The 19,327-nt window shown below is 44.7% G+C and carries 20 protein-coding genes; 11 read left to right on the top strand and 9 right to left on the bottom strand.

What is annotated here, in order from left to right:
* Nucleotides 1–80 precede the first annotated feature (80 nt).
* The 8 genes from ABHN01_RS19515 to ABHN01_RS19480 all read right to left on the bottom strand — a co-directional run bounded on the left by ABHN01_RS19515 (nt 81) and on the right by ABHN01_RS19480 (nt 6,243).
* The gene (locus tag ABHN01_RS19515) at nt 81–950 is read right to left on the bottom strand and encodes an SPL family radical SAM protein (RefSeq protein WP_429876899.1); all 870 of its coding nucleotides are present in this window, start codon (nt 948–950) and stop codon (nt 81–83) included.
* 23 nt (nt 951–973) lie between these two features.
* Entirely contained in the window at nt 974–1,666 is a 693-nt protein-coding gene (locus ABHN01_RS19510; RefSeq protein WP_429876898.1) for a pseudouridine synthase, read from the bottom strand.
* Complete coding sequence (locus tag ABHN01_RS19505; RefSeq protein ID WP_429876897.1) at nt 1,666–1,956, bottom strand: YdeI/OmpD-associated family protein; 291 nt, start codon at nt 1,954–1,956, stop codon at nt 1,666–1,668. The genes ABHN01_RS19510 and ABHN01_RS19505 overlap by 1 nt, the downstream gene beginning before the upstream one ends.
* 76 nt (nt 1,957–2,032) lie before the next feature.
* Nucleotides 2,033–2,665, bottom strand: coding sequence for an AmiS/UreI family transporter (locus tag ABHN01_RS19500; RefSeq protein WP_429876896.1), 633 nt, complete (start codon nt 2,663–2,665; stop codon nt 2,033–2,035).
* A 124-nt stretch (nt 2,666–2,789) separates the two neighbouring features.
* On the bottom strand, nt 2,790–3,971 hold the full coding sequence (locus ABHN01_RS19495; RefSeq protein WP_429876895.1) for a NupC/NupG family nucleoside CNT transporter: 1,182 nt from the start codon (nt 3,969–3,971) through the stop codon (nt 2,790–2,792).
* A 47-nt stretch (nt 3,972–4,018) separates the two neighbouring features.
* Nucleotides 4,019–4,414, bottom strand: a complete 396-nt coding sequence (locus ABHN01_RS19490) for a cytidine deaminase (protein ID WP_429876894.1) — start codon at nt 4,412–4,414, stop codon at nt 4,019–4,021.
* Nucleotides 4,415–4,447: 33 nt separating this feature from the next.
* Nucleotides 4,448–5,125 carry a deoxyribose-phosphate aldolase gene (gene deoC, locus ABHN01_RS19485; RefSeq protein WP_429876893.1) on the bottom strand — a complete coding sequence of 226 codons (678 nt, stop codon included), beginning with the start codon at nt 5,123–5,125 and terminating at the stop codon, nt 4,448–4,450.
* A 173-nt stretch (nt 5,126–5,298) separates the two neighbouring features.
* Nucleotides 5,299–6,243 (bottom strand): sugar-binding transcriptional regulator, encoded by a 945-nt coding sequence (locus tag ABHN01_RS19480; protein ID WP_429876892.1) that lies wholly within the window; start codon nt 6,241–6,243, stop codon nt 5,299–5,301.
* Between the two features lie 180 nt (nt 6,244–6,423).
* Between ABHN01_RS19480 and ABHN01_RS19475 the strand changes: the two genes are divergently transcribed.
* The 6 genes from ABHN01_RS19475 to ABHN01_RS19450 all read left to right on the top strand — a co-directional run bounded on the left by ABHN01_RS19475 (nt 6,424) and on the right by ABHN01_RS19450 (nt 11,474).
* The gene (locus ABHN01_RS19475; protein ID WP_429876891.1) at nt 6,424–6,834 is read left to right on the top strand and encodes an SRPBCC family protein; all 411 of its coding nucleotides are present in this window, start codon (nt 6,424–6,426) and stop codon (nt 6,832–6,834) included.
* A gap of 3 nt (nt 6,835–6,837) precedes the next feature.
* Nucleotides 6,838–8,310, top strand: coding sequence for an FAD-dependent oxidoreductase (locus ABHN01_RS19470; protein ID WP_429876890.1), 1,473 nt, complete (start codon nt 6,838–6,840; stop codon nt 8,308–8,310).
* Between the two features lie 60 nt (nt 8,311–8,370).
* Nucleotides 8,371–8,967 (top strand): TetR/AcrR family transcriptional regulator, encoded by a 597-nt coding sequence (locus ABHN01_RS19465; protein WP_429876889.1) that lies wholly within the window; start codon nt 8,371–8,373, stop codon nt 8,965–8,967.
* 26 nt (nt 8,968–8,993) lie between these two features.
* On the top strand, nt 8,994–9,536 hold the full coding sequence (locus ABHN01_RS19460) for a histidine phosphatase family protein (protein WP_429876888.1): 543 nt from the start codon (nt 8,994–8,996) through the stop codon (nt 9,534–9,536).
* A gap of 236 nt (nt 9,537–9,772) precedes the next feature.
* Complete coding sequence (locus ABHN01_RS19455; protein ID WP_425589605.1) at nt 9,773–9,973, top strand: DUF3311 domain-containing protein; 201 nt, start codon at nt 9,773–9,775, stop codon at nt 9,971–9,973.
* A 1-nt stretch (nt 9,974) separates the two neighbouring features.
* Nucleotides 9,975–11,474 (top strand): sodium:solute symporter family protein, encoded by a 1,500-nt coding sequence (locus tag ABHN01_RS19450; protein ID WP_429876887.1) that lies wholly within the window; start codon nt 9,975–9,977, stop codon nt 11,472–11,474.
* A 74-nt stretch (nt 11,475–11,548) separates the two neighbouring features.
* On the opposite strand, the gene ABHN01_RS19445 is transcribed toward ABHN01_RS19450, so the two are convergent.
* On the bottom strand, nt 11,549–12,970 hold the full coding sequence (locus ABHN01_RS19445; protein WP_429876886.1) for a sigma-54 interaction domain-containing protein: 1,422 nt from the start codon (nt 12,968–12,970) through the stop codon (nt 11,549–11,551).
* Nucleotides 12,971–13,178: 208 nt separating this feature from the next.
* Between ABHN01_RS19445 and pruA the strand changes: the two genes are divergently transcribed.
* From pruA to ABHN01_RS19420, 5 genes are all read left to right on the top strand, one after another.
* Nucleotides 13,179–14,726, top strand: coding sequence for an L-glutamate gamma-semialdehyde dehydrogenase (gene pruA / locus ABHN01_RS19440; protein WP_429876885.1), 1,548 nt, complete (start codon nt 13,179–13,181; stop codon nt 14,724–14,726).
* A gap of 27 nt (nt 14,727–14,753) precedes the next feature.
* Entirely contained in the window at nt 14,754–15,956 is a 1,203-nt protein-coding gene (locus ABHN01_RS19435; RefSeq protein ID WP_429876884.1) for an ornithine--oxo-acid transaminase, read from the top strand.
* A gap of 120 nt (nt 15,957–16,076) precedes the next feature.
* Nucleotides 16,077–17,309 carry a Glu/Leu/Phe/Val family dehydrogenase gene (locus ABHN01_RS19430; protein WP_429876901.1) on the top strand — a complete coding sequence of 411 codons (1,233 nt, stop codon included), beginning with the start codon at nt 16,077–16,079 and terminating at the stop codon, nt 17,307–17,309.
* A 40-nt stretch (nt 17,310–17,349) separates the two neighbouring features.
* On the top strand, nt 17,350–17,604 hold the full coding sequence (locus ABHN01_RS19425; RefSeq protein WP_290401156.1) for a hypothetical protein: 255 nt from the start codon (nt 17,350–17,352) through the stop codon (nt 17,602–17,604).
* Between the two features lie 262 nt (nt 17,605–17,866).
* Nucleotides 17,867–19,303, top strand: coding sequence for an amino acid permease (locus tag ABHN01_RS19420; protein WP_429876883.1), 1,437 nt, complete (start codon nt 17,867–17,869; stop codon nt 19,301–19,303).
* Nucleotides 19,304–19,327 lie beyond the last annotated feature (24 nt).

Raw genomic sequence — 19,327 nt, 5'->3', positions numbered from 1 at the left:
ACTTTTGGGGTGCAGTATACTCTGCTGTGCTTTTTCCTGTCATATTCGCTATATAAAGGTCCGGCAGCCAAAATACCCATTTAAAAAAATGTTAAATTCTCTCCGATAGCCGGTTTTCGCGCTTGATCGACTGGTGTAAAGCCGTCCTTTGAGAGCATCACTTCGACTTCGTCACCGATCTGTTCTCGCATCATGTTCAAAACGACTTTATGGGCTGTTGGATTGTACCATTTTTCCATACCGGTCTGTTTATAAATTTCGTAGATGCCAAGGCGTTCGGTGCGCTTGCCGCCGCTTCCGTCCCCAAGCCAAAAATCATCGATCGTTACCCGGTCGGCAATCGGGCGCAGCCTTTGCGGAAATTCCCTCGAACAAGGCAAAAGCGGTGATATACTGGCCTGGGTAGTAATGCCCGCTTCCCTGATCGCCTTTAATGCTTTCATACGCGCCGGAATAGGCGGAGCAGTTGGGGCGAACGCTTTTCGGATATCTTCCTTGTCAGTCTCGATTGTCATCGATACCCGCACTTTATCGCCAAATTTTTTTAATAAGTCGATATCACGCTTCACTAACGGTGAGCGCGTTTGAACATGGAGAAAATCCGGCGGCACGTCCAGCATAACCTCGAGCAAGCTTCGCGTCAGCTTCGTTTCGTGCTCAAGCGGCTGATAAGGGTCAGTGGAAGACGCCATAAAGATCGTTACAGGGCCCTTTTTTCTAGCCTTTAAAAGGTCCTGCCTCAACAGTTCGGCTGCGTTGGTCTTAATATCGACCCAAGTACCCCACTCTTCTTCACGATATAGAGAAATCGGCAGCTGCCTAACATAACAGTAGGAACAAGCGAAGGTACAGCCGGCATACGGATTCAGCGAATGCGAAAAGTCATCCAGCTGTCCCACACCTGGGGTCAATATGCTCTTTGAGACGATATCCTTCAGCTGTGCCTTCATGTTGTTTCCCTCCCTCTGCTTTCCTATATTCCGAGCCGCCCTCCCAGCTCTTCGACCTCAATAGCCGTTAATTTACGCCATTCGCCTCTAGGCAGTTCACCAAGCTCGATGTTCATAACCCGGATTCGCTCGAGCCTCGTAACCGTATAGCCAAAAGCCCGGCACATTCTGCGTATCTGGCGGTTCAATCCCTGTGTGAGAATGATTCTGAACTCATCCTCGCTTATTCTTTCTATAAAACAAGGCTTCGTGACGGCTTCTGGAATTTGAACGCCGCGTGCCATATGAGCGACAAACTCATCGCTAAAAGCCTTATTAAGTGTTACTAAGTATTCCTTTTCATGGCCATGATCAGAATGAGAGATGGCATTCGCCAATTCTCCGTCATTCGTGAGCAGGATCAGTCCCTCGGAAGCTTTATCCAAACGGCCAACCGGAAAAATACGATCAGGATAACTCACCCATTCTATGATGTTTCCTTTAATATGCGGAGCGGCCGTACATGTGATGCCAGCCGGCTTATTTAATGCAATGTATACCGAGTTTACCTTATTTTCGATCGGTTTCCCATCAATAAGTACTTGATCGTCCGGATCCACCAGCTGGCCAATTTCGCATCTCACGCCATTGACGGTAATCCTTCCCGCTTTAAGAAGCCTGTCCGTTTCCCTTCTTGAAATGGCGCCGGTTTGACTGATGTATTTGTTGATTCGCATCATTTTCCTCTTTCATTTTTTATGAAGGCCATACGGAGTCCAGCAGGCTTCATCCTCCCTGCTTTAATAAGTTCCTCCGCTTTTTCCTTGCCTTTGGCCATATGCTTCTCGGCCCTCTCGGGGTAAATTCGCTGCAGCCATGTTTGATCATCATACTTTTCCTTCTGGCTGTCAATCCACCCGTAGCACAATCCGCTTTCAAGTGCTTCAGCATAGCTTGGATTCCAATGCTTGCTGATTTTCAAACCACACGGCCGGCAGCTCTTCTTTTGCCATCTAACCGCCTCCATTCTCTTATTCGTTGATGGATGATTACGCCGACGAAAAAAGAAATCCTCCCGTTCCTTCGAGAGAATTTCTTTGCAATTATGAAACCGCCTGTACTTCTAAGCGTTCTTCTTTTTTCTGTGAAGAATGCACCAGCTGAATGGTACAAATAATAAAGTACACGAATGATGCGATCAGCACATATGTCCATGTCAGAGAAACAGCCTGCGTTTTCCAAACTCCTGCTAATGAAAGCAGAGCAGGGAACGTAAGCGTCACCCATGACTGTACGAATGCCACCTTCCCGATATACACATCAATCTTTTTATTTAATGCGCCAGACAGGAAGAACAGGAACCATAAATAAGCCCATGCCGCCCATGTTAAGCTGCCGACTGTATCATGAAACTTCAGAAAGGACACGACTGCATACAGTACTGCAATGATCGAAACCCACAGTGAATAGTAGCCGAGCCCGCTGCCGTGAAGGCCATTTACGTTCGTTACTCCAACAAATAAATACGTCAGCCCGAACAAAAAAATCGAAGCCAGGTTAAAAATCGTCCAGTGCTGCTGATCCGAGATTACGATCAGGTAAAACGGAATGACCACCTGAAGCACTCCGACAAACAAGTTAAAATATCCGACACTCCTGCCATCTGCTTTGCCGAAAAGCATGAAGCTGTTTAAGAACAGGGCCGCTCCTGAAAGAAATAAACCGACGTCACCCATAACGTTTGCTGTGAGAATAAAACCTCACAGGCAAATTCACCTCACTTTTATTCGTAAAAAAGAAAAAGCAAATCCCCTCCGCTGCGGCAGAAAGGGATATGCCCTCTTTATGTTTCGTTTTGAATTACAGGATGAAGCTTACGATGATTGCTGAAAGTACGCTGACAAGTGTCGCACCGTAAAGAAGCTTCAATCCGAAGCGTGCAACCACGTTTCCTTGTTTCTCGCTCAATCCCTTCACCGCTCCGGCAATGATACCGATGGATGAGAAGTTTGCAAAGGACACAAGGAAAACTGAGATGATCCCCAGCGTACGCGGGCTCATTGCTTCCTTCACCTTGCCAAGCTGAATCATGGCTACGAATTCATTTGTTACTAGCTTTGTGGCCATAATTCCGCCAGCAGATACCGCTTCAGCCCAAGGAACACCCATGATGAAAGCTACCGGTGCAAAGATATAGCCGAGCACATGCTGGAAGGTTACGCCGAATATCAAGTCGAACACACTGTCGATCGCAGCCATCAATGCTACGAATCCAACGAGCATCGCACCAACAATGATCGCAACTTTAAATCCGTCCATAATATATTCGCCGAGCATCTCGAAGAATGACTGTTTCTCTTCTTGTTGAACTTCAAGAATATCTTCGTTGTCATCCACTTTATAAGGGTTGATGATGGATGCGATAATGAAACCGCCGAACAGGTTAAGAACGAGTGCAGTTACCACATATTTTGGTTCGATCATCGTCATGTAAGCACCGACGATGGACATGGAAACCGTTGACATCGCAGAAGCACACAATGTATACAAGCGGTGCTCCGGTATGCGTCCCAGCTGTTTTTTAACCGTGATAAATACTTCTGATTGTCCTACCATAGCAGAAGCAATCGCATTATAAGATTCCAGTTTGCCCATGCCGTTTACTTTGCTGAGCAGGAATCCAATTCCTTTCATGATGAGCGGAAGAACTTTAATATATTGGAAAATACCGATCAATACAGAGATAAAGACGATCGGAAGCAGAACATTCAAGAAGAACGGCATTTGTCCGTCATTCGCAATTCCGCCAAACACAAAGTTAACACCTGCAGCCGCATATTCAAGCAGCTTTTCGAATACACCTGCAAATCCTTTAATGACCACCAATCCAAACTTGGTGTTTAAAAGAATATAAGCCAATACAAGCTGTAAGACGATCATAAAGGCGATCGGCTTATAATTTACTTGTTTACGGTTATTGCTTGCAAGAAGTGCTAATCCAAGCACAACAACAAGTCCTAAAATCGCAATGATATATGTCATAATAATTTCTCCTAGTTGTTATTTCACATCGTTGTGTGAGAACTTAATTAGACTAAATCCTTTGAAGAAAAGAATCCAGGCAGCAGTTCACTGATGGTTGTTTCTTTGATGTCGCCTTTTAAGTTGGCCAAAATAATTTTGGTATCTGTGCTGCAAAATTCCGCAATCACTTGACGGCATGCGCCGCACGGAGAGATCGGACCTGCTGTGTCACCGACGACCGCGATTGCTTTGATGGTGTGCTCGCCCTCTGAAACCGCTTTAAAAATAGCGGTTCTTTCGGCACAGTTCGTCATACCAAAAGAAGCGTTTTCAATATTACAGCCGAGAAACAATGAATCGTTCTCGGTCAGCAATGCTGCACCAACTTGGAATTTGGAATAAGGAACATATGCCTTTTGACGGGCTTCGATTGCTTTTTCAACTAATCTTTTTGTTTCCATCGTTCAATCTCCATTCAAGTGGTTTTTTGGTTATTAGTAAGAGCTATTAGACGTCTGACCTTTTGCGATAGCAACACCCGAGCTAGCGCCGATACGAGAGGCACCTGCTTTTACAACGTTCTCTGCATCTTCAAGGCTGCGTACACCGCCGGATGCTTTAACACCTACATCAGGTCCGACTGTTTTTCTCATTAGTGCTACATCTTCAGGAGTGGCTCCGCCTGTTGAAAATCCTGTGGAAGTTTTAACATAATCCGCACCCGCTTTGACAGACAGCTCACACACGATCACTTTTTCTTCGTCAGTAAGCAAAGAGGTTTCGATGATTACTTTTGTAAGTGCTTTTCCTTTTGCTGCTTCAACAACCGCCTTGATGTCGTTTTCTACAACATCAAATTGCTTGCTTTTTAGTGCCCCGATGTTGATGACCATGTCTACTTCGTCTGCTCCGTTTTCGATTGCATCCTTCGTTTCGAAAGCTTTCACTTCTGCAGTCGATGCTCCAAGAGGAAATCCGATGACCGTACAAACTTTAACTTCTGGTGTATCCTTCAAGATGTCAGCAGCTGCCTTCACCCAAGTTGGATTCACGCATACAGAAGCAAACTTGTGCTCTTTTGCTTCCTCAGCAAGTACTTGAATTTGTTCCAGGGTTGCATCCGCTTTTAATAATGTATGGTCGATCATTTGAACCAATTTAATATTTGACATACAGGTCGTTCCTTTCTAGTGAAAAAGTAATAAAACGCTTTCAGTCATACGTTTGTTTTTCGGTTGCATGAACACTATACCAAGCTACTGAACAATTGTAAATAATTAAATGAACAAATGTAAAAGTATTTTTTTCCATCAAAAAAAGCCCCTGGATGGGGACTTTTAACTTTCTAATCTTCTTTATCCAACAAAAACCGTGCCGTAAACTGGTCGGTCACAAGCACATTCGCGTATCCGCCTTTTAGCGCCCCATAAATGCCATCGATCTTTAGCTGCCCTCCTGCTGCCAGGATGGAATGCTCCTTTTTCTTCAGATCATTTAGATCGATTCCAAGCGTTCTTTCATTAAGGCTCGCATTTAGAATTTGCCCTTTTTCATCAATAAAACGGGAACAGATATCGCCTGCAGCTTTTGCATGGATATGCTTCAGGTCTTCCTCGGAAAAATATCCGAGCTGGAATAACAGGGATTCCGATTTTACAGGACCTATCGTAAAAAGTGCGATATTCGCGTTTTTTCCCATGTCCAGTATCCGTTTAATATGGCGGTCGGCTTCCATCGCCTGCTTAACGACAATGTGATCAACAATCGCCGGAAGCGGAAGGTGAATCGGTACCGTATTGAATGCTTTCCCGAATAAATCCAGGATTTCCGAATGGTACGTGTTGGTTTCGGAATGGCTGATGCCGCCTTTCAGCTGGACAACCTTAACGTCCTTTACAAGCTTTTGCTTCAGCTGGCACGCCACATTATATAAAGTGGTTCCCCATGTAACCCCGATCATATCTCCATCCTTAACAATTTCATATAGGTACTCCGCAGCTTTCTCGCCGAGGCCTTTTTTTATGCAATTGCTTTCATATTGTGGAATGGACGCAACGAGCGCTTTTTTTAAATGGAATTTTTCTTCAAGCTGACTCGCCAGCTGCTCGATGCCATTCGTGGGGTCCATAATCTTGATTTGAACGATCCCTTCGCTTTTGGCCTGCTGCAGCAGCCTTGAAACGGTCGGTCTCGATATGCCTAATTCAGCAGCTATTTGGTTTTGATTGTAATCCAGCAAATAATAAAGCTTTGCCGCTTCAATGACCTTCTTTAATTTATCTTGTTCCAAAGGGTCCACCGCCGTTTCATCATATTCCTCCCTTTTATCTTACCAAAATTTCACCGTACATGAACATATGCAAAATAAAAATCCTGTTTTTTTCTAAATATTGGTTGACTTCTGCCGATATACCGCATATCTTAGAAATGAATGAACCGTTCATTCATAAAATTTGAAAGGAGTTTTTATATGACTGTTTACCTTTCCTCCCAAACGATCAGTGTTTCGATCAAGCGCCCGGCACATGAGGTTTATGAGTTTACTTACAACATGGAGAACTTTCCCCAATGGGTCTCTTTCTGCCAGTCCATCCAAAAGTGTGAGGATAGTGATGCCTGGATGATGGAAACCCCTTACTGCACCTCTGAGGTAAGAGTGGCTGAAAAAAATACTCTCGGCGTTCTTGATCATCATTCCATCCCTGCGCCTGGTGTTGAAATTTGTGATGCGATGCGGGTAATCCCAAACGGTGATGGCTGTGAAGTACTCTTAACCGGTTTTCAGATGCCGGGCATGCCGGATGAGAAGTTCTCCCAAGTTGTCGCTGCCGGCCAACAGGATTTAAACAACCTAAAAACTATTTTAGAAGGGCGGAACTGAGTAATGGCGTTAAGATGGGATTCTGCAATGGTTATCGGCGGAGGTATCGCTGGTTTACTGGCCGCACGTGTACTGTCTGATTTTTACGGTAAAGTGATTATCGTTGAAAAAGATGCTCTTTCACAGAAACCCGAGCTCCGGCCAGGCACTCCGCAAGCCTTTCATCCACACCGGATCACAGGCCGCGGTAAAGCTGTGATCGACCGCTTTTTTCCGGATTATGAAAAGGATTTAGTCGCTTATGGAGCGCCTTCCTCCCTAAATAAAACCATTTATCAGCAGAATCAATACGGCACAATGGTCGGCCAATATCCGCGGAATGACATTAAGTTCAGCAGGCCTGTCCTTGAGTTTGTGATCCGTCAGCGAGTGAGGAAAATTCCTAATGTACAGTTTCTGCAGAAGCATGATGTTGTTCACTTGTTATCCTCGCCAGACCGTCAAACCATAACGGGCATTCTTGGAAGAGACCGCGTATCGAATGAGGAAAGGGAAATCAGCGCTGATCTAGTGGTGGATACGAGCGGGCGCTCCTCCAAGCTTCCACAATGGCTGAAGGAGCTTGGATACGGGGTTCCTGCTCCTGATCGGATGACAGCGGCCATCGGATACAGCACCCGGAGATATAAGCTTCCATCGCATTCACTTCATCTCGCAGAAAAGTGGGATGCGATTGTGATCGCCGGCCATCCGTCTACAGGAACATACCATGGCGTGTTTTCATTTATCGAAAACAATGTGGCAGAAACATTGCTTTATCGTCCTGACGGAATCCATCCCCCAGCCGAACCTGAGGCTTACGCAAAAGAAATCGCACGGCTTCCGAGTCCCCTCATCTCTGAGATCGTCAGTGAACTTGAACCGCTGGCCAACCCAAGGAGCTACCGTGTTCCGGCACTGTTCCGCCAGCATTTCGAACAGATGGCACGTTGGCCTGAGGGACTAATCGTTATAGGTGATGCCTTCTGTAACTTTGATCCTATTTTCGGCCAGGGCATGACCGTTTCCGCAATGGAAGCTGAGGTCCTCCATTCAATGCTCCGTGAACAGCGAACAGATCCGAAACCTCATTTCGAACAGAACGTTCTTCAAAAAATCCAGGATGTAATTACCCCTGCCTGGTGGCTCAATTGCATCGCGGATCTGCAATGGAAAGGGGTAGAGTATGAAGGTTCTCAGCCGCTAAAAGGATTGGAGTTCGGAAAAAAATTCATGGATCTCTATCTCAAACGCGCTACCGAAGAGCAGGATTGGAAGCTTTATGGGACATATTGGGCCGTCAATACCTTGTCCGTTTCTCCGCAATGCATCCTTAATCCCCAAACCGTGACAGATGTTTTATCAGCGTGCCCAAAAGGACGCTTATGGCTGAATGAACTTCTCGCAGAACAAAAAAAGCCACTGGAGGAACTCCTGGATGACATCCTTCCGTCCTTCCATGGAGAAGTTTTTCAGCCGATCAGCTGCATTCATTAGAGCTTAGAGGTTGAAATTGGTATACTTTTGGTAAGAAGAGAACGTGGGAGTGAAACTATTTTGCCACCATTAAACGAAGAACAGCTCCGTCAGATTCGTGATGAGCGAAGAGAACAGATACTGGCGGCCGCCCTAAAGGTGTTCGCGCGGCGGGGAATCATCGGGACAAAAATGAGCATGATCAGCGGGGAGGCCGGCATCAGCCAGGGCCTCATGTACCGTTACTTCAAGTCAAAGGATGAACTCTTCACAACGCTTGTCGAGCAGGCCATCCAAGAATCGGTGTCAGGCACCGAGCAGGTACATCATATGAAAGGCTCCCCTCTTGAGAAATTAACGAGGCTCACCGAAGAGATTCTCGACGAAGAGGGCCAGCTTTATTTTATGCTCATGCATCAGGCAAGAACCTCTGAAGAAGTGCCCGCGGAGGCTGAGCAGCTCCTTCAGGGCGCGACGATGGAGATGTATGTTGAGCTGCTGAAACCGCTGTTTGAAGAAGGCCAGAAAATCGGAGAATTGGCAGAAGGCGACATCGGCGAGTTGATCTCCTGTTATTTCACTGTCATTTCAGGATTGATGACGTTAAACATCCCTGGATCAGCTGGCTATGAGATGCCAAGGGTCGAGCTGCTGATGAGGATGTTTACAAAATCTTAAGCCGGTTAGGGCAATGGGAGTTGAGTGTGATAAAAGTTGGATTGATGCGCCATTTTAAAGTAACGAGAGGGTATCCAAAGGGGTTTTTTTCATCTGATGAATTGATGGAGTGGGTAAAAGAATATGATGCGTCTGAAATAGAGGAGAATGAAGCGGATTTAGGCGGTGTAGATTGGAAAACCTGCTATTCCAGCGATCTTTCAAGGGCGGAGAAGACCGCCCGCCGTGCATTTGACGGAGAGATCATCTTTTTGGAGAGCCTTAGGGAAATTAAGCTTTCACCGTTTTTTCGATCCAGAGTGAAACTGCCGCTGATGATCCACCTCCTTTTTATACGTTTGGCATGGCTGCTGAAGCACCCCTCTCAAAGTCCCGGCAGACAAGAAGTCGTTCAGCAGATCCGTGACACGTTCGATAAAATCTTTCAGGAGCCGGAGAAAGATATATTGATTGTCGGCCATGGCGGCTTGATGATGTTTATGCGTAAAGAGTTATTGAAACGAGGGTTCACCGGACCGAAGCTTGGCAGGCATATTGAGAATGGAAAAGTATATGTTTTCGAGAAATAAACACGAGGAACTTCTGGTTTCTGTATGGTTACATGCAGTGAGCAGGAGTTTTTTTAATTCCGCCATCACCAGGCCATGAGGAGTCTTTTCCATTAAAAACCCAATGAAAGCCTTATCATTTTCAATTTATACTAAATATTTTAACTATTTGTTCAATTCCTCTTGTTTGCACGTTCTATTGCTGTTATGATAATGAACATTCAATTTAAAAGATCACCTAGAAGGAGCGCAGCATCATGAAGAAAATATTACTGATCTTAATCATTTCCCTTCCTTTCCTCGCACAGCTGGCAGTTTTGCCGTTTGTAAATCGGATCGAACCTGTCATTTTGGGACTTCCGTTTCTCCATTTCTGGCTGTTCCTATGGATCGTTTTAACCCCTTTATGTACATTTGGAATCTATCATCTTCAGAAATCAAAGGGAGGCTTGCATTAAAATGCAGGGAAATCTTACAGCACTGTCCATTACCATCTTTGTTATTCTCACTGTCGTTTTAATCGGTTTCCTGGCCGGAAGGGATAAATCTGTCCGAAGTTCGGTTGAAGAATGGTCCGTCGGCGGAAGGCGCTTTGGCGGATTGCTCGTCTGGTTCCTCGTGGGAGCTGATCTGTACACCGCCTACACGTTTCTCGGGCTGACAAGCACAGCTTATTCTGCCGGAAGCCTTGCCTTCTTTGCGATTCCATATTCTGTACTCGCTTTCTTTATTTCTTACTTTTTTCTTCCTAAGCTTTGGAAAGTGGCAAATCATCATAAATTGACCACGCTGGCTGATTATGCGCGGGAACGGTTTGACAGCAAGCTTCTTTCTGCGCTCATCGCCATTGTCGGTGTGCTTATGCTCATTCCTTACATCTGTCTGCAGCTCAGCGGAATTCAGGATACGCTTCAAGTAGCCGGAACCGGTTTTATAAATGTTAAGGTCGTTGTCATTACGTCGTTCCTGCTCGTTGCTCTTTATACCTTTTTCAGTGGAATCAAAGGTCCAACCTACACAGCGATCCTTAAAGATGTTTTGGTGTGGGCCATCATGCTGTTTATGGTGGTATCTCTTCCGATCATCCACTTTGGCGGCTGGAACCCGATGGTCGATCAGATCGTAAAAGAAGCGCCGCAGCTCTTAACCATTCCAAATTCCGGGCCGAAGGGAATCCCTTGGTTCATTACCGCTTCACTCGTTTCTTCGCTGGCACTCTTCATGTGGGCCCATGCAGCAACCGGAGTATTCACGGCGAAAAGCGGTGATGCCCTCCGCAAGAATGCGATGTTTTTGCCGTTATACAATATCGTTTTAATTCTCGTGGTTTTCCTTGGGTTCATTGCTTTTCTCGTCCTGCCAAAAGGGACCGATCCGCGCTTTGCTTTATTGAGCCTGATCCAAACCTCTTACGGCGGTGTTGCTCAAGGACTGGCCTATTCAACGATCGCACTGGCATCACTCATCCCTTGCTCGATCATGGCGATTGGTGCATCGAACCTGTTTGCCAATAACATATACCGTGACTTGATCAATCCGCAGGTGAAAGCTTCCAGATTAACGATGATTACGCGCGGAATGGTATTCGTTGTGATTGGACTGGCTCTGCTGTTCGGCCTCGTCTTCCCTTCTGCTCTTGTTTCCTTGCAGCTTTTAGGTGTTTCAGGCATGGTGCAGATTTTTCCGGCGATCGTCATCAGTCTATTTTGGAAAAATCAAACAAGAGAAGCGACCATTATCGGATTGCTCGCAGGACTGGCTGTTACATTTACCGTTTACGCAACCGGCACCTCGTTTGGTATCTATGAAGGATTCTGGGGAATTGCAGCTAACTTCCTGACTGTACTTGTGCTGAATCCCTTCTTTGTGAAGAGAGCTCAAGCTTCCAGCACCCCGGTGAAGGACTACCTGTTTAACCAGCCGGCCGAAGAAGCGCACCCCGAGCGAAGGGGCGCATAAGTAAAAAAGAACAAAGCAAGGTGCCAGGCACCGCGTTTACACACTTGTGTAATTGCGGTGCCTGGCACCCTTTTTTATTGTCCTTCATTCCCCTGCAGATTAAATTTTTTCATCCGATATTGGAGACTTTGCCTGCTAATGCCTAAAAGTTTTGCAGTGGCGGATATGTTATATTTATTCGTTTTTAATACTTTTTGAATATAGTACTTTTCAATCATGTCCATTTGTTCCTTTAGCTGCACTGTCGGTTGGGCTGTATTCAGCATGAATTGTTCAATTGCAGAGTCAGATGTAATCACTTCTTTAAACTTCGATTTATTTCGGTATTGAAACGGCAGATGAGAATAATTGATGGAATCCTCATTAATGATTAAATTCATCGCACCCTCAATAACATGCTCCAGTTCTCTTACATTTCCAGGCCACTCATATGCAAGAAAGGATTCCATAACTTGTTCGTCGACCTCTCTTACATTCATTTGAAATAACTCATTATACTTATCAACAAAGTTTTTCGCCAGCTGCGGGATATCTGCTTTCCGGTCGCGGAGCGGAGGAATGAAGAGTGTGACTACTCCTAAGCGATAAAATAAATCTTTTCTTAAATGCTGATTGGCAATCGCATCTATTGGGTCCTCGTTGATTGTAGCAATAATTCTTACGTTTATCGGAGTGTCCTTTGTATCCCCGATGCGTCGAATGGTTTTCTCTTGCAATACCCTTAACAGTTTTGCCTGTAAATTCGGATTAAGAGAATTAATTTCATCTAAAAGCAACGTTCCTCCTTCTGCTTGCTCAAACAATCCCGGATGCTCAGTCGCACCGGTAAATGCACCCTTTTTTGTTCCAAACAGCAGGCTTTCAATCAAGTTATCAGGAAGAGCCGCGCAATTTTGCGAAATAAATGGTGCGGCGGAACGAATACTTCCGTTATGGATGCTCTGCGCAAACAGCTCTTTACCTGTACCGGTTTCACCTACAATAAGTACGGAGGAAGATGTTCTTGTTGCTCGCTTTGCGTTTTCGATGACCTCTAATAAAGGTGGGCTGCTCCCTATAATGCTTTCAAAAGTATATCTGGCATTTCCCCTGCGGCTAATATTCTGGCGAATGAGCCGTTCAAGCTTTGTAACATCTTTTGCAATCTCTACCGCACCGGTAATTTCACCATCTTTAATCACAGGAAATGTATTGTTAATGGTTGTGATTTCTTTGCCTTTGTTATTAAAATACGTTTGCTTCACATTCCTTGTTTCTTTTCCTTCTTGTAATGCCAGTACGAGTGTACTGTCCCCCTCTTTCGTAAAACGAAACACATCCAATAAATTCTTATCAAGCACATCATGGATATCCATGGATTCAATTTGCATCATTTTTTGGTTGTAGATGATCGTATTTCCTTTTTCGTCAACCACATGCAAACCAACGTCTATTTCGTCGATGATTCTTTTTAAAATCAGATTAAGGTTCTTAAAATTATGAATTTGATCCGCCATTTACAATCCCCCTCATGCTGTTCTATATGAAGTGTATATGAATCATCCTCTTATATGCAAATATTTTTTGCATGCAGGCTGCAAAATAAACATAACAGTGCAAAATTTTTCTGCGATTATTATCTTAATAAGGCTCATTTGCTGCAAAGCCAGCTTTGGCACGAAACTTGCAATATGAATAAATGAAAATAAAATTGGAGGGATTTCAATGACAGTCGCATACAAACACGAACCATTTACAGATTTTACAGACTTAGAAAATAAGAAGGCGTTTGAAGAAGCATTGATGCTTGTTCAAACTGCTCTGGATAAAGAATATCCCCTGATCATTGGCGGGGACCGCATCACTACAGAGGAAAAGATCGTATCCATCAATCCCTCGAACAAAAACGAAGTGATTGGTACGGTTTCCAAAGCCAATCAGGATTTAGCAGAGAAAGCGATGCAAGCCGCTGTTTCTACATTTGAAACATGGAAAAAGTGGGAGCCGGAAGCACGTGCTAACATTTTGTTCCGTGCCGCAGCAATCATTCGCCGCCGCAGGCATGAATTCTCCGCTTACCTCGTAAAAGAAGCCGGGAAACCATGGAAAGAAGCAGATGCGGACACTGCAGAAGCGATCGATTTTCTTGAGTTTTATGCTCGTCAAATGGTCAAGTTAAAAGACGGCGTGCCTGTGAACAGCCGTGCAGGTGAAATCAACAAGTTCAACTATATTCCACTTGGAGTGGGTGTGATTATTTCTCCATTCAACTTTCCGTTAGCGATCATGGCTGGTACGACGGTTGCGGCGATTGTCGCTGGCAACACTGTTCTGCTTAAGCCGTCCAATACAACGCCTGTTGTGGCTGCGAAATTCGTAGAAGTGATGGAAGAAGCAGGCCTTCCTGCCGGCGTATTAAACTACATTCCGGGAAGCGGAGCAGAAGTCGGCGACTATTTGGTGGACCATCCGAAAACTCGCTTTGTTTCTTTCACAGGTTCTCGCGAAGTGGGCTGCCATATTTATGAGCGCGCGGCGAAAGTTCACCCTGGCCAAATCTGGCTGAAGCGTGTCATCGCGGAAATGGGCGGAAAAGATACGATGGTGATCGATAAAGACGTGGATACGGATTTAGCTGCTTCTTCCATCGTTTACTCTGCATTTGGCTTCTCCGGACAAAAATGTTCGGCTGGATCCCGTGCCGTTGTCCATCAGGATGTGTATGATGAAGTGCTTGAAAAAGCAGTGGTGCTTACGAAACAATTAACCGTCGGAAATCCCGTAAGCGCGGATACGTACATGGGACCGGTCATCGATCAAAAAGCGTTCGAAAAAATCATGAGCTATATCGAAATCGGAAAAACGGAAGGCCGATTGGCAACAGGCGGAGAAGGAAATGACTCCAAAGGCTACTTCATCCAGCCGACCATCATTGCCGATGTCGACGAAAAAGCACGCTTAATGCAAGAAGAAATCTTCGGTCCTGTGGTCGCATTCTGTAAAGCAACTGATTTCGATCACATGATGGAAATAGCAAATAACACAGACTATGGCTTAACAGGTGCGCTAGTCACCAACAACCGTGAGCACATAGAGCGTGCCAAGCAGGAGTTCCACGTTGGAAACCTCTACTTCAACCGTGGATGCACAGGTGCGATCGTTGGTTATCAGCCATTTGGCGGATTCAACATGTCAGGAACAGACTCCAAAGCAGGCGGACCTGACTACTTGATCCTTCACATGCAGGCAAAAACAACTTCAGAGACTCTATAAATCTTATAAATGAGAGGAGATTTAAAAATGAATCAAACGAAAACAAAAACAGAAGAGATCATTGATAAAACATCACAGTTTGGAGCGAACAACTATCATCCGCTTCCTATTGTTATTTCAGAGGCCGAAGGTGTGTGGGTAAAAGATCCTGACGGAAGCAATTACATGGATATGTTAAGTGCTTATTCAGCCGTGAACCAGGGACATCGCCATCCCAAAATCATTCAAGCCCTTAAAGACCAGGCTGACAAGATCACTTTAACTTCCCGTGCTTTTCATAATGATCAACTTGCTCCTTTTTATGAAAAAGTAGCAAAATTAACGAACAAAGATATGATTCTGCCAATGAACACGGGTGCCGAAGCTGTAGAAACAGCCATTAAAGCTGCCCGCCGCTGGGCTTATGATGTAAAAGGAGTAGGCGGCAACCAGGCAGAAATCATTGCCTGTGAAGGAAACTTTCATGGCCGGACCATGTCCGCCGTTTCCCTTTCTTCAGAGCAGGAGTATAAACGCGGTTTTGGCCCTATGCTTCCCGGCATCAAGCTGATCCCTTATGGCGATATTGAAGCGTTAAAAGAAGCAATCACACCAAATACGGCAGCCTTTTTAATCGAACCTATTCAGGGAGAAGCGGGTATTCTAATTCCTCCTGCAGGTTTCTTGAAACAGGTGGCTAAAGTGTGTGAGGAACATAACGTTCTATTTATTGCGGATGAAATCCAGGCTGGCCTTGGACGCTCCGGTAAAACATTTGCCTGTGATTGGGATGAAGTTGAACCTGACATGTACATCCTTGGGAAAGCACTGGGCGGAGGAGTATTTCCCATTTCCTGCGTCGCCGCCAATAAAACTATTTTAGAAGTCTTTAATCCGGGTTCACACGGTTCAACATTCGGAGGAAATCCTCTCGCTTGTGCCGTTTCCATTGCAGCACTGGAGGTGCTGGAAGAAGAGAAGCTTGCAGAACGTTCATTGGAACTCGGAAACTACTTTATGGATAAATTAAAGGAAATCAACAATCCCCTCATTAAGGAAGTGCGAGGAAGAGGATTGTTTATCGGTGTAGAACTTCATAAGCCTGCCCGCCCTTATTGTGAGAAATTAAAGGCTGAGGGATTATTATGCAAGGAAACACATGAAACGGTTATCCGGTTTGCCCCTCCTCTTGTCATTACACAAGATGAACTGAATTGGGCCCTAACAAAAATTAAAAACATTTTATCTTAGCGTATAGATTTTACGGAACGAACTGACCAAGGTGTTAAATATGAAAAATGGGGTGTAATCGTGGCAGCCACAACCGTTCTTAATAAGCAGAAAAAAGAAACAAAACAGGAAAAAGAGGGATTGAACCTTTTTCAATCAACGCAGACCATCGTTAAAAAGGCATTGGACAAATTAGGCTACTCTGAAGTGATGTATGAACTTCTCAAAGAGCCAATAAGAATGCTTACTGTACGCATTCCGGTTCAGATGGATGACGGGAAGGTGAAAGTGTTTACAGGCTACCGTTCCCAGCATAATGACGCCGTGGGACCAACCAAAGGCGGCGTCCGCTTTCATCCAGAGGTAAATGAAGAAGAAGTCAAGGCATTATCCATGTGGATGAGCTTAAAATGCGGCATTGTCGACCTTCCTTATGGTGGCGGGAAAGGCGGTATTATTTGTGATCCCAGAGAGATGTCCTTTAATGAATTAGAACGGCTAAGCCGAGGATATGTTCGCGCAATAAGCCAGCTGGTTGGTCCTACAAAGGATATTCCAGCACCTGATGTGTTTACAAATTCACAGATCATGGCATGGATGATGGATGAATACAGCCGCATCAGAGAATTCGATTCTCCTGGTTTTATCACAGGCAAACCGCTTGTACTTGGAGGTTCTCATGGCCGCGAAACGGCTACAGCTCGTGGTGTTACCATTTGTATTGGTCAAGCGGCCAAGAAAAAAGGCATCAACATAAAAGGTGCGAAGGTTGTCGTTCAAGGCTTCGGGAATGCCGGAAGCTTCCTGGCTAAATTTATGCATGATGCCGGGGCCAATGTAGTTGGTATTTCCGATGCTTATGGTGCCCTCTATGACCCTGATGGCCTTGATATCGATTATTTATTGGAACAGGGTGACAGCTTCGGCACCGTTACGAAACAATTTGCGGAAACGATTACCAACCAAGAACTGCTTGAATTGGATTGCGATATTCTTGTCCCCGCTGCCATCTCAAACCAGATTACAGTTGAAAATGCGCATCGAATCAAAGCTTCTATTATTGTTGAAGCGGCCAATGGCCCTACCACTCTTGAAGCAACGCGAATGCTTACAGACAGAGGCATTCTGCTTGTTCCTGACGTACTCGCCAGCGCTGGAGGGGTAACGGTTTCCTATTTCGAATGGGTACAGAACAATCAAGGCTATTATTGGACAGAGGAAGAAGTGGCTTCAAGACTTAATACAGTTATGGTGGATTCGTTCGAAAACATCTATGAAACGTCACAAACCCGCGAAGTCGATATGAGATTGGCTGCTTATATGGTGGGTATTCGCAAGATGGCAGAGGCCTCACACTTCCGTGGATGGGTATAAATTCAAATGAACAGCAGTAAAAATCGAGGAGGGAAATGCAGTGGTTGAAGTCATTGAACAAGTTTACAGCCCATTTTTTGGAAAAATCGAAAAGATTCTTATTAAACCTGAACAACTCGTTTATGAATGGGAAAAACTTTTTATCATTCAAACAACGGACGGAACGATCGAAGAAGTATCCGTTGGAATTAGCGGATATGTCACCTCTTTAGACGCAAAGCCGGGACAGACTGTAACGCCTCAAACGATTCTTGCTGAAATAGAAGATGACTTTCTGATTACCGGTTGCGATTAATGTCACTGCTTTGAACCGAAAAGGGCCATTTTATATCCCTTTTCGGTTCTTTCATTTACGGATTAAAAATTTTGCAGAAAGATGCAAAATTTTTAACACTAGTGCCTATTTTTTTGGCACTTTGACACTGGAATGCCCCTGTTTTTCCGTCATATTCAGGAAAATTCTATTTGGCATGAAAATTGCAATTTGAATTAACAGAAAATAATAAATATTTTATTTCTTTATTTGTAAGCTCATTCAATAAAAAAGGAGAGATGTTATGAATACATCAAATCATCAGCAGCAAGAACTCAAGCGCACGATGAAATCCCGTCATTTGTTTATGATTTCACTGGGCGGAGTGATAGGCACGGGTTTTTTTCTTAGTACAGGCTATACGATCAATCAAGCTGGACCAACAGGTGCAGTTCTGTCCTATTTGGTTGGCGGTTTTATTATGTATTTAACGATGCTATGTTTAGGCGAACTGTCCGTGGCCATGCCTGTTTCAGGTTCTTTCCAAACCTACACCACCCGATTTATCGGCCCAGCAACTGGATTTGCGGTTGGCTGGCTTTATTGGCTGGGATGGGCAGTAACAGTAGCTCTTGAGTTTTTATCGGCAGGACAGTTAATGCTAAGGTGGTTTCCTCACTCTCCAGTTTGGATGTGGTGTGCCATCTTTGCCGGATTATTATTTGTTTTGAATGCCTTATCAGCTAAAGCATTCGCGGAGGCTGAATTTTGGTTTTCCAGCATTAAGGTGTTAGCCATTATCTTGTTTATTGTTCTTGGCGGAGCTGCCATGTTTGGTATTATTGATATGAAAAACGGACATTCTGCACCCATGTTTACCCACTTTTTCGATGATGGGCTGTTTCCAAACGGTTTGGCCATTTTAATGGTAACCATGATTTCGGTAAACTTTTCTTTTCAAGGTACCGAGTTAATCGGAATTGCGGCAGGTGAAAGTGAAAATCCCGAAAAAACCATTCCTCGGTCCATTCGGCAAACAGTATGGAGAACGCTCGTTTTTTTCGTACTTGCAGTCACAGTCTTGGCTGGACTTATTCCATGGCAAAAAGCAGGAGTTATTGAAAGTCCATTTGTCGTAGTATTTGATAACATTGGAATTCCCTATGCGGCAGATATTATGAATTTCGTTATTTTGACAGCACTATTATCAGTTGGAAACTCGGGGCTCTATGCGGCAACGCGTATGTTGTTTTCACTTTCTCAGGAGGGTATGGCCAGTCCCGTCCTAAGTAAATTAAATAAAAGAGGCATACCTATGAATGCATTGCTGCTTACACTGGCGATTGCCTGCCTTTCTCTTTTATCCAGTGTTGTAGCAGCGAAAACGGTCTATGTCTGGCTGCTGTCCCTTGCCGGTTTAGGAGCCATTGTCGGCTGGATTGCCATTTCGGCTTCACAGTTATTTTTCCGGAGAAAGTTTATTCGTGAAGGTGGCCGGGTAGAAGATTTGAAATTCAAAACGCCTCTTTACCCTTTCCTGCCGCTTCTTGCTCTAACACTTAACAGTATTGTGGTGATCAGCCTCGCATTTGACGCTGAACAGCGCATGGCTCTATATTGCGGACTGCCATTTTTAATCGGCTGTTATCTCCTTTATTTTCTAAGAGTAAAGAAAACCCAAAATAATAAAAAAGTTCAGCAAAGCCTGCAATTAAAAGAAGAAAAACAAATGATCATCTAGCATACCGGGTGCCAGGCACCGCGT

The sequence above is a fragment of the Fictibacillus sp. NRS-1165 genome (genome assembly GCF_050468105.1).
GTDB lineage: Bacteria > Bacillota > Bacilli > Bacillales > Fictibacillaceae > Fictibacillus_C > Fictibacillus_C terrinigri.
This window is presented reverse-complemented; position numbering and strand designations above follow the sequence as displayed.